Annotated in this window: 9 protein-coding genes and 1 pseudogene; 1 reads left to right on the top strand and 9 read right to left on the bottom strand. The window is 67.6% G+C overall.

All coding sequences use genetic code 11. The annotated features are described in order from the left end of the window. Positions 1 to 208: 208 nt before the first annotated feature. Positions 209 to 1,165 (bottom strand): M23 family metallopeptidase, encoded by a 957-nt coding sequence (locus tag AB839_RS04050; RefSeq protein WP_033834438.1) that lies wholly within the window; start codon positions 1,163 to 1,165, stop codon positions 209 to 211. Positions 1,166 to 1,177: 12 nt separating this feature from the next. On the opposite strand from AB839_RS04050, the gene AB839_RS04055 reads away from it, so the two are divergent. Then, the gene (locus AB839_RS04055) at positions 1,178 to 1,627 is read left to right on the top strand and encodes a DUF721 domain-containing protein (protein ID WP_049413132.1); all 450 of its coding nucleotides are present in this window, start codon (positions 1,178 to 1,180) and stop codon (positions 1,625 to 1,627) included. 281 nt (positions 1,628 to 1,908) lie between these two features. Here the strand turns inward: AB839_RS04055 and lpxC are convergent, their stop codons facing one another. The 8 genes and pseudogenes from lpxC to ftsW form a co-directional block, all read right to left on the bottom strand. After that, positions 1,909 to 2,820, bottom strand: a complete 912-nt coding sequence (gene lpxC / locus AB839_RS04060) for a UDP-3-O-acyl-N-acetylglucosamine deacetylase (protein WP_061478389.1) — start codon at positions 2,818 to 2,820, stop codon at positions 1,909 to 1,911. A 205-nt stretch (positions 2,821 to 3,025) separates the two neighbouring features. Then, complete coding sequence (gene ftsZ / locus AB839_RS04065; RefSeq protein WP_005415297.1) at positions 3,026 to 4,261, bottom strand: cell division protein FtsZ; 1,236 nt, start codon at positions 4,259 to 4,261, stop codon at positions 3,026 to 3,028. A 169-nt stretch (positions 4,262 to 4,430) separates the two neighbouring features. Further along, positions 4,431 to 5,666 carry a cell division protein FtsA gene (gene ftsA, locus AB839_RS04070; RefSeq protein ID WP_005408083.1) on the bottom strand — a complete coding sequence of 412 codons (1,236 nt, stop codon included), beginning with the start codon at positions 5,664 to 5,666 and terminating at the stop codon, positions 4,431 to 4,433. A 71-nt stretch (positions 5,667 to 5,737) separates the two neighbouring features. Then, positions 5,738 to 6,412, bottom strand: a pseudogene (locus AB839_RS04075) (cell division protein FtsQ/DivIB); the annotation flags it as partial. Further along, the gene (locus tag AB839_RS04080; RefSeq protein WP_061478390.1) at positions 6,409 to 7,371 is read right to left on the bottom strand and encodes a D-alanine--D-alanine ligase; all 963 of its coding nucleotides are present in this window, start codon (positions 7,369 to 7,371) and stop codon (positions 6,409 to 6,411) included. The pseudogene AB839_RS04075 and the gene AB839_RS04080, both read right to left, overlap by 4 nt. Further along, positions 7,368 to 8,804 (bottom strand): UDP-N-acetylmuramate--L-alanine ligase, encoded by a 1,437-nt coding sequence (gene murC / locus AB839_RS04085; protein ID WP_061478391.1) that lies wholly within the window; start codon positions 8,802 to 8,804, stop codon positions 7,368 to 7,370. Before murC ends, AB839_RS04080 begins: the two co-directional genes overlap by 4 nt. A gap of 40 nt (positions 8,805 to 8,844) precedes the next feature. Beyond that, positions 8,845 to 9,930, bottom strand: a complete 1,086-nt coding sequence (gene murG, locus AB839_RS04090) for an undecaprenyldiphospho-muramoylpentapeptide beta-N-acetylglucosaminyltransferase (protein ID WP_061478392.1) — start codon at positions 9,928 to 9,930, stop codon at positions 8,845 to 8,847. Then, complete coding sequence (gene ftsW, locus AB839_RS04095; RefSeq protein ID WP_061478393.1) at positions 9,927 to 11,246, bottom strand: putative lipid II flippase FtsW; 1,320 nt, start codon at positions 11,244 to 11,246, stop codon at positions 9,927 to 9,929. Before ftsW ends, murG begins: the two co-directional genes overlap by 4 nt.

Raw genomic sequence — 11,246 nt, forward strand, 5'->3', positions numbered from 1 at the left:
CACGACGCCCGGCCTCCCCCTTGGGATCCGTCCGCCGCAAACGAAACAGGGCGCCTGGCGCCCTGTCGATGGCAACACCCATTGTAGCTTGGGACGGCCGGCTGAGGTTTCAAGCGCCAATCCGGTCGCAATCGCCCCGGATTCGGCAAAGAAACACGGATACGGGGCCAGAGCCCTCCCGCGGCGCGGAAGGGATCCGACCCGGGCATCAGCCGCGGCTGACGCGGCCGACCGGCGTGTTGCCGCCGTCGCCGAGGAACTTGCGCGGGTTGACCACGTTGCCGTTTTCCCACACTTCGAAGTGCACGTGGGCACCGGTCGAACGGCCGGTGGAACCGGCCTTGGCCACTTCCTGGCCGGCACGGACCAGGTCGCCGGCCTTCACCACCAGGCGCGAATTGTGCGCGTAGCGGGTGACATAGCCATTGCCATGGTCGACATCGACGACATTGCCGTAGCCGCCCTTCACGCCGGCGAAGCTGACCACGCCCTCGGCCACGGCCATCACCGGGTCACCGACCTTTGCGTGGAAGTCCATGCCCTTGTGGGTGGCGGCGCCGCGGCCGAACGGGTCGGCACGGGTGCCGAAGCCGGACGTCACATAGCTGTTGCGGATCGGCATGCGCGACGGCACCGCGTTCTGCTGCAGCTGGTGGTCGAACATCAGCGATTCCATCACCGACAGCTGGCGGCCTGAAGCAGCGAAGCGCTGCTCCAGCACCTGTAAGTCGGCGTTGACGTCCTTGACCGGGATGTCGCTGGTCGGGCCGCCTGCGTCACCGTCACCGAGGCCCGGGGTCTCGTTGAAGTCGAACTCGCCGTCCTCCAGCTTGCCCATCTGGGTCAGCCGTTCGCCGAGGGCGTTGAGGCGGGTCGCCTGGGCCTGCAGCTCGCCGAGGCGGGCCGCCAGTGCATTGACCTGGGTCTGCGCATCGCGCTTGACCTTGGCCAGTTCCGCATCCTGGCGCTCGACCTTGGCCTGCAGCCGGGAATCATTCAGCGCGCTGGCGCCAATGCCGCCAGCAAGGCCGATAATGCAGCCTACCCCGAGCACGCTGCCCAGCAGGGCGCGGGGGCGGTCCTCGAAATAGAACCGCAAACGCGCGATCGGCGACGACTTGGCCTGTCCTTCACGCGTTTTGATTACGATCTTTTTGAATGCCATCAGTGAGTTTTCATGTCTGAGCCGAAATCCAGCGTTCGCCCCGCGTCGGCACCGAAACCGGCGCTGGATGCGGTAATGGCGGACAAAAGCGGCAACCCGCTGCGGCGTGCCTTGTGGCTCGACGCGCTGGACCGTCAGTTGCGCCCCCAGTTGCCGCCACCTCTGCGCAGCCGTTGCCGGCTGGCCAATGTGGACGGGGAACACCTCGTTTTTCTCGTCGAGTCCCCGGTCTGGCATGCCAAGTTGCGGCTTGCCGAAGCCCAGCTGCTCGACGCGGCCCGTTCCATCGGGCTGAAGGCCACCAGGGTGACCATCAAGACTGCGTCTCCCACTCCCACGCGCTCCCCAGCGCTCGACAACCGGAATGGACCCCACGCAGTTTCAGCCGCCACGCACAAAGGGCTACGCGACGCCTTGGCTTGCCTGCAGGACGTTCCTTCGAAGCCGAAGAAACGGTCCTGATGGCAACGGAGCATCCGGCTCCGCTCCCCGTCGCGCGTGTCACCACGGCGTGAAACATTTCGGGGGCCGGGTCGCATCCTAGCGGCCATCCGGGGGCCTGTCGTTAGATTGTTGTTAAAACTGCGTTAAATTCAGGCTTCTGATCCAACAGGTTCACAAAACCGTGACCTTGAACCAGCCTTGACGTCTTTCAAGCACGCTGAATGCGTCGGCGACGGCGGAAACAAGAACGCCGCCCAGGAAGGCGGCGTTTTTATCTTTAAATTCAACAGCCTATGGAATCAGGCATACGCCGGGGTGGCGTATTCCACCGGATCCGGTGTGGCCGGCGAGTCGAAGCTGACCCATTCCCAGGCGCTGGCGTCGGCCATCAGGGCACGCACCAGCTTGTTGTTGAGCGCGTGGCCGGACTTGAAGCCCTCGTAGGCGCCGAGCACCTGGCCACCGGCCAGATAGAGGTCGCCGATGGCGTCAAGAATCTTGTGGCGCACGAATTCGTCGGCGTAGCGCAGGCCATCTTCGTTGAGCACGCGGAACTCGTCCAGCACGATGGCGTTGTCCATCGAACCGCCCAGGCCCAGGTTGCGCTCGCGCATGTACTCCAGGTCACGCATGAAACCAAAGGTGCGCGCGCGGGAGATTTCCTTGGTGTAGGCCAGCGTCGAGAACTCGATTTCCTGGCGCGACTGCTTGGCCGGAATCATCGGGTGGTCGAACTGGATGGTGAAGCCCAGCTTGTAACCCTCGTACGGGGTGAAGCGGGCCACCTTGTCGCCCTCGGTCACTTCCACGGTCTTCAGCACGCGGATGAAGCGCTTGGGCGCATCCTGTTCCACGATGCCGGCCGACTGCAGCAGGAACACGAACGGACCGGACGAACCGTCCATGATCGGCAGCTCGGCCGAGGACAGTTCGACGATGATGTTGTCCACACCCAGGCCGGCCAGCGCCGACATCAGGTGTTCGACGGTCTGGATCTTGGCGTCGTTGCAGGTCAGGCCGGTGCACAGGGTCACTTCGGTGACCAGTTCGGCCTTGGCCGGCACTTCCACCACCGGGTCCAGGTCCACGCGGCGGAACACGATGCCATGGTTGACCGGTGCCGGGCGCAGGGTCATGTAGACCTTGTCACCGCTGTGCAGGCCAACGCCGGTGGCGCGGATCGTGTTCTTGAGGGTGCGTTGCTGGATCATGGGGATGGACCGGAAGTGACACATTAGATTAACACGCGCACTCCCCTACCCTGGCTGAAACGCCAGTGACAGCCACCGGCAGGACACACCGGCACGCCGCTGGGAAAGCGCGTGAAGCAGGGCGGCCGGGCCCATCCTGGCCCGACGCCCGCATTTTCAGGACATGGTGGCGCAACCCGGGGAGGACAACCCCGGGCCGCCCCGCTTAGTCCGCCTGGCGGCGCAGGAAGGCCGGGATGTCCAGGTAGTCGTTCGGCAGTTCCGCCGCTGCCGGGGCCGAAGCCGCCGGGGCCGACGGGGCGGAAGCCGCCGCGGTATCGCTGCTGGCGCGACGCAGGCCCAGGCCCATGCCGCCCACGGCCTTGGACACGGCGTCGCCGCCGTTGTCGAACTCGCCGAACTCCGGCTGGCCGGTGGTGGCGTTGCGGACCAGCTTGATCGGTGCACGCTCGCCCGGACGCTGGGTCTTGCTGGCCGAGACGCGGTTGAGGCCGGTGGCCACCACGGTCACGCGCACTTCGTCCTGCATGTCCGGGTCCAGCACGGTGCCGACCACGACGGTGGCGTCTTCCGAAGCGAAGCCGTCGATGGTACGGCCGATCTCGTCGAACTCGGCCATGGTGAAGTCCGCGCCGGCGGTGATGTTGACCAGGATACCGTTGGCACCGGCCAGGTTCACATCGTCCAGCAGCGGGTTCTGGATCGCCGATTCGGCAGCGGCCTGGGCGCGGTCATCGCCCCGTGCGGTGCCGGTACCCATCATCGCCAGGCCCATTTCGGACATGACGGTGCGCACGTCGGCGAAGTCGACGTTGATCAGGCCCGGACGCACGATCAGGTCGGCGATGCCCTGCACGGCGCCCTGCAGCACGTCGTTGGCGGCGCGGAAGGCCTGGATCATGGTCGCGTTGCGACCCAGCACGGTGATCAGCTTCTCGTTCGGGATCGTGATCAGCGAGTCGCAGTGCTGGCTCAGTTCCTCGATGCCCTTCAGCGCCACCTGCATGCGGCGACGGCCTTCGAACGGGAACGGCTTGGTGACCACGGCCACGGTCAGGATGCCCATTTCCTTGGCCAGCTGCGCCACCACCGGCGCAGCGCCGGTGCCGGTGCCGCCGCCCATGCCGGCGGTGATGAACACCATGTCCGCGCCCTGCAGCGCGTCCATGATGCGCTCACGGTCTTCCAGCGCGGCCTGGCGGCCGACTTCCGGGTTCGCGCCTGCGCCCAGGCCCTTGGTCACGTTGGTACCCAGCTGCAGCTGCAGCTTGGCACCACAATTCTTGATGGCCTGCGAGTCGGTGTTGGCGGTGATGAACTCCACGCCGTCCACCGCCGAGTTGACCATGTGCGCCACGGCATTGCCGCCGCCGCCGCCCACGCCAACCACCTTGATCACCGCATTGGGTGCCATCTTTTCGATCAGTTCAAAATGCGCCATGTCCGTGTCCTCGTTGTATCCGCTTGTCGGTGGCATGGACGGTCGGGCCTCCTGCCTTCGCGTGTCATGTTGCCGTTGCGGCTGTGTGGGTTGTGTAGTGCGTTGTTGCGTTGTGATGCGGGTACTGCGGGTGTTGCGCCGGGCCGGGCCCGGAGTTACGGGTTCCGCGTCAGAACTCGCCGCGGAACCAGGTCTTGAGCTTCTTGAACATGCTTCCAGCGCGCCCGGTCGGCAGCGACGGCCGCCGCGGGTGCTCGATCTGGCTGCCCATCAGCAGCAGGCCCACGCCGGTGGCGTGCACCGGGTTGCCGACCACTTCGCCCAGGCCGGTGACGTGCTGCGGGATGCCCACGCGCACCGGCATCTGCAGCATTTCCTCGGCCAGTTCGACCACGCCTTCCATCTTCGATGCGCCCCCGGTCAGCACCATGCCGGCGCGCACCAGTTCCTCGAAGCCGGAGCGGCGCAGTTCGGCCTGCACCATCTCGAAGATCTCCTCGTAGCGACCCTGCACGGCCTGCGCCAGCGAATGGCGCGGCATGCGGCGCGGCGGGCGGTCGCCGACCGACGGCACCTGGATGCTCTCCTCGGCCGTGGCCAGCTGGGCCAGGGCGCAGGCATAGCGCACCTTGATCTGCTCGGCTTCCGGGGTCGGCGTGCGCAGCATGTGCGCGATATCGTTGGTCACGTGGTCGCCGGCGATCGGCAGCGAGGCGGTGTGGCAGATCGCGCCCTGCACGAACACCGCGATGTCGGTGGTACCGGCGCCCATGTCGACCAGCACCACGCCCAGCTCGCGCTCGTCGGCGGTCAGCACCGCCACGCTGGAGGCCAGCGAGGACAGCACCAGGTCGTCCACCTGCAGGCCGCAGCGCTGCACGCACTTGCTGATGTTGGCCGCCGCCGACTGCGCGCACACCACCAGGTGCGCGTGCACTTCCAGGCGCACGCCGGTCATGCCGACCGGGTTGCGGATGCCTTCCTGCGAATCGTCCAGCACGTACTCGCGCGGAATCGCGTGCAGGATCTTCTGGTCGGCCGGGATCGCCACCGCCTTGGCCGCGTCGAGCACGCGATCCAGGTCGCCCCAGGTCACTTCACCGTCGCGGATCGGCACGATGCCCGGCGAGTTCTTGCACTGCACGTGGTTGCCGGAGATCGAGGCGTACACCGAACGGATCTCGCAGCCGGCCATCAGCTCGGCTTCTTCCACCGCACGCTGGATCGACTGCACGGTCGATTCGATGTCCACCACCACGCCACGTTTCAACCCGCGCGATTCGTGCGAGCCGATGCCGATCACTTCGATCGGGTTGCCCGGCGAATACTCGCCCACCAGCGCCACCACCTTGGAGGTGCCGATGTCCAGGCCAACGATCAGCGATTTGTCACCCTTGCGATTCATGTCCTTTCCTGCGTGCTTCTGGCCGGGGTCGCCGGCGTTTTCGCCGGCGTGGCCGGGGTACCCCAGCTCAGCGTGAAACCATTGGTGTAACGGAGGTCGGCGCGCTCGATCGGCGCGTCCTGTCGGTTGAGCTGCGGCAGCACCTTGACGAAGCGCTGCATGCGCGAGCGCGCGTCGTCACGGCCGACCACCACTTCGGTGCCGTTGCTCAGCACCAGCGACCAGCTGCCGCGCGCATCCATCGTCACCCGGCGCACGTCGACGCCGGCCGGTGCGAACAAGGCACGCGAGTCGCTGTACAGCTTCATCACTTCCTGGGTCTGGCTGTCCGGGCCATCCAGCTCCGGCAGTTCCAGGTCTGACAGTTTCTTCGGCGTGGGGAACAGCTTGCCCTGCTCGGAGACCAGGCGGTCGTTGCCCCAGCGTGCGAACGGCTTGTGCTCGACCAGGGTCACTTCCAGCACATCCGGCCACTGCTTGCGTACCTGCGCGCTTTCCACCCACGGCAGCTTTTCCAGCGCGTCCTGCGCATCCTGCAGCTTGACCGCAAAGAAGCCGGCGCGCGCGTACGGCAGCAACACCTGCTGCAGCTGTTCGGCGGGCACCCGCTTGAACTCGCCATGCACGCGCAGCTTCGCCAGCGGCCAGCGCTCGGCGCCGACCCAGCCATTGACCACGGCCACCACCGGCAGTGCAACCACCGACAGTGCCAACAGCCAGACGAAGATGCGCAGCAGCGCGTTCATGCGTGCGCGGCCTCCAGGGTCTGTTCCAGCACGCGCCACACCAGTTCCTCGAAACCGATGCCGGCCTGGCGGGCCGCCTTGGGCACCAGCGAATGGCTGGTCATGCCGGGCGCGGTGTTCACTTCCAGCAGGAAGAAACGGCCGCTGGCCCGGTCACGCATCACGTCCACGCGGCCCCAGCCACGGCAGCCAGCGGCGCGGAATGCGGCCAGCGCGATGCGGCGGATCTCGTCTTCGTCGCCACCGTCCAGGCCCGGGCACAGGTACTGGGTGTCCTCGGCGATGTACTTGGCGTTGTAGTCGTACCACTGGCCCTTGGGCACGATGCGGATCGACGGCAGGGCAACATCGCCAAGGATGGCCACGGTCAGCTCATCGCCCACCACCATCTGCTCCATCAGCAACTGGCCGTCGTAGCGCGCGGCCAGGGCCACGGCCTCGTCCAGGCCGGCCTCGTCGGTGACCCGGCTGATGCCCACGCTGGAGCCTTCGTTGGCCGGCTTCACCACCACCGGCAGGCCCAGCTCGGCGGCCAGCGCATGCACGTTCGACGCGTCGACCTTGCGGTACTGCGGGGTCGGCAGGCCCAGCGACAGCCACACCTGCTTGGTGCGGATCTTGTCCATGCTCAGCGCCGAACCCAGCACGTCCGAGCCGGTGTACGGCACGCCGAAGGCGTCCATCAGGCCCTGCACGATGCCGTCCTCACCGCCACCGTTGTGGCCATGCAGGATGTTGAACACGCGGTCGATGCCACCGGCGGCGAGCGCGCTGGCCAGCGCCGGAATGCCATCGACGGCGAACGCATCGACGCCGCGCGACTGCAGGGCTTCGAGCACGTTGCGGCCCGAATCCAGCGACACCTCGCGTTCGCTGGAACTGCCGCCGAGCAGCACGGCGACGCGGCCGAACACGGCCGGGTCGGTCACGCGCAGCGGCGGGAACGTCAGCGCGCTCACGCCTGGCCCTCCGCCTGGAAGCCTTCCACCGCGATATGGGTGGCCACGGCACCGATGTCGCCGGCCCCCATCATCAGCAGCAGGTCACCGTCCTGCAGCACGTCCGGCAGCACGCTGGCCAGCTCGGCGGCCTTGCCCACCACCACCGGCTCGCTGCGGCCGCGCGCGCGGATGGCGCGGGCCAGCGCATGCGAGTCGGCACCGGCAATGGGTTCCTCACCGGCCGGATAGACCTCGCTCAGCACCAGCGCGTCGACGCTGGACAGCACCGCGGCGAACTTGTCGAACTGGTCGCGGGTGCGGCTGTAGCGGTGCGGCTGGAAGGCCACCACCAGGCGCTTGTCAGCCCAGCCGCCGCGGGCGGCGGCGAATACCGCCTCCAGCTCGCTCGGGTGATGGCCGTAGTCGTCGATGATGCGCACCTTGGCACCGCTGGCGGTGGTCACTTCGCCCAGATCATTGAAGCGGCGACCGACACCGGCGAAGCCTTCCAGCGCGCGCGCGATGGCGTCCGGTGCTACGCCCAGCTGCCAGCCCACCGCGGCGGCGGCCAGCGCGTTGAGTACGTTGTGCCTGCCCGGCAGCGCCAGCACCACTTCCTGGCTGGTGCCCTGCGGCAGGCGCAGGGTGAAGCGCATGCGCGATCCTTCCTGCACCACGTTCTCGGCGCGCACGTCGGCCTGCGGGCTCATGCCGTAGCTCATCACGTGGCGCGGGGTCCTGGCGGCCAGCGCGGCCACTTCCGGATCGTCGATGCACAGCACCGCCAGGCCGTAGAACGGCAGGCGCTGCAGGAATTCGGCGAACGCCGCCTGCACGCGGGCAAAGTCGTTGCCGTAGTTTTCCAGGTGGTCGGCGTCAATGTTCGTGATGATCGACATCAGCGGGTTCAGGCGCAGGAAGCTGCCATCGCTTTCGTCGGCCTCGGCCACCAGCCACTGCCCACCGCCCAGCTTGGCGTTGGCACCGGCAGCCAGCAGCTGGCCACCGATCACGAACGTCGGGTCCAGGCCACCTTCGCTCAGCACCGCCGCGGTCAGGCTGGTGGTGGTGGTCTTGCCATGGGTACCGGCCACGGCGATGCCGCGGCGGAAGCGCATCAGCTCGGCCAGCATCGCCGCGCGCGGCATGATCGGAATGCGCTGGCTGCGCGCTTCCATCAGTTCCGGGTTGTCTTCGCGGATGGCACTGGAGACCACCACGCAGTCGGTGCCCAGCACGTTGGCTGCCGAGTGGCCGCGCATGATGCGCGCTCCCAGGCTGGCCAGGCGGCGGGTTGCCACGTTGTCGGCGTTGTCCGAACCGGACACTTCATAGCCCAGCGTCAGCATCACTTCGGCGATGCCGCTCATGCCGGTGCCGCCGATGCCGACGAAATGCACGCGCGGGAACGCGCGCACCAGGTCGTTGGTGTCGTGCAGGCGACGGATCATGCGCGGCCTCGCGCAGGGCAGGCGCGGTGGCATGCCTTCTTCATACAGCTTCCTCGAGAATGATATCGGCGATGCGCTCGGCGGCATCGACCTTGGCCAGGGCACGCGCGGCTTGCGCCATCTGCATGCGGCGGGCGGGATTTTCGGACAGATCGCGCAGCAGTGCGGCAATGCCGTCGGCCAGCGTTCCGTCCTGCTTCAGCAACACCGCCGCGCCGCGCTCGACCAGGTACTCCGCATTGCGGGTCTGGTGATCGTCGACGGCAGCGGGGAATGGCACCAGCACGCTGCCGACGCCGGCCGCGCACAGCTCGGCCAGGGTCGACGCACCGGAGCGGCACACGACCAGATCGGCCCAGGCGAAGGCCTCGGCCATGTCGGCGATGAACGGGGTGATTTCCGCCTGCACGCCGGCCTTGGCATACGCCTCGACCGCCTCGGCATGCATCTTCTCGCCACTCTGGTGGCGCACCTGCACCGGCACGCCGGCACCCAGCGCGGCAATCGCTTGCGGCACGCCGGCATTGAGTGCGCGCGCACCCTGGCTGCCACCCACCACCAGCACGCGCAGCGGGCCGTTGCGGTCGGCGAAGCGCTGTTCCGGCGGAGCGATGGCGGCGATCTCCGCACGCACCGGGTTGCCCACGAACTCCTCGCGCTGGACGAAGGTGCCCGGGAAGCCGGTCAGCAGCCGGCGCGCATAGCGCGACAGGATGCGGTTGGTCAGGCCCGGTGCACGGTTCTGCTCATGCACGATCAGCGGCAGGCCATGCAGGCGCGTGGCCATGCCACCCGGGCCGGAGGCGAAGCCACCGAAGGCCACTACCGCACGCGGCTGGCGCTTGCGGATGATCATGCCGGCCGCGCGCAGCGCGCGCATCAGCCGCCAGGGCGCGCCCAGCAGCGCCAGCTTGCCCTTGCCGCGCAGGCCGGTGATCGCCAGCGTGTCGATGGCGATGTCGTGCTGCGGCACCAGACGGGTTTCCATCGCGCCTTCGGCGCCCATCCAGGTGACCGGCACGCCACGCTCGCGCAGCACACGGGCCACGGCCAGGCCGGGGAAGATGTGACCGCCGGTGCCACCGGCCAGGATCATCACCGGGCGGGCGTTGGAAGCACCGCTCATGACAGCCTCCCGAAGGTCGGTTCGATGCGCGACTGCAGGCGGCTGGTGCCACGCGCAGCGTTCGGCGCAGCGGCAGCCACCGGCTCGGCGCTCATCGGCACGCTGGCGGCCACCGGCGCGGCGGGCCCGTCCATCGGCTCGGCAGCGGCGTCTTCGGCGCCGCCGATGCGCACCGCCTGGCGACGCTCGGCGCGCTTGAGCTCATAGGACACGCGCAGCAGCAGGCCCATCGCCACGCAGGTCATCAGCACCGACGAGCCGCCGGAGGAGATCAGCGGCAGAGTCAGGCCCTTGGTCGGCAGGATGCCCAGGTTCACGCCGATCGAAACGAAGGTCTGCATGCTGATCCACAGGCCGATGCCGAAGGCGATGTAGCCGGAGAAGTGGCGCTTCATTTCCACGCAGCGCATGCCCAGCCAGAAGGTACGGCCGACCAGCAGCGCGTACAGCGCCACGATCACGCAGGTACCCAGGAAACCGAATTCCTCGGCGGTGACCGAGAAGATGAAGTCGGTATGCGCTTCCGGCAGGTAGTACAGCTTCTGCACCGAATTGCCCAGGCCGACGCCGGTCCACTCGCCACGGCCCACCGCCATCAGCGCGTTGGACAGCTGGTAGCCGTCGCCCTGCTGGTCGGCCCACGGGTCCAGGAACGAGGTGATGCGGCGCATGCGGTACGGCTCGATGATCGCCAGCGCGCTCATGCCGACCAGGCCGATGACCACCGGCATCGACATGCGCGGCATGTTCACCCCGCCCAGCACCAGCATGCCGGCGGTGATCGCCAGCAGCAGGGTCGAAGAACCGAAGTCCGGCTGCAGCAGCAGCAGCACCACCAGCGCACCGGCCACGCCCAGCGGCTTGAGCATCGCCGGCCAGGTCGCATTGACCTCGTCGCGGAAGCGCACCAGGTAGCTGGACAGCCAGACGATGTACAGCACCTTCACCGCCTCGACCGTCTGGAACTTGGAGATGCCCAGGTTGATCCAGCGCCGTGCGCCGTTGACCGTGCTGCCCAGGCCCGGCGCAAACACCGCCAGCAGCAGCACGAAGCAGCCCAGCAGCAGCATCTGGTTGTACTGCTCGATGGATTTCAGCTCGGTGCGGGCGGCAACGACCGCCAGCACGATACCCACCGCCAGGAAGATCAGGTGGCGGTTGAGGTAGTAGAACGGGCTGCTCATCAAGGCGATCGAGCTGGACGCCACCATCACCACGCCCACGCCGGTGAGCGCGATGATCGCGCCCAGCAGCCACTTGTCGTAGCTGCCTTCGATGGCTTCAAGGCGTGTTGCCTGGCGGGACAGGTCGTTCAT

Origin of the sequence: Stenotrophomonas sp. DDT-1 (genome assembly GCF_001580555.1) — a bacterium.
GTDB lineage: Bacteria > Pseudomonadota > Gammaproteobacteria > Xanthomonadales > Xanthomonadaceae > Stenotrophomonas > Stenotrophomonas sepilia.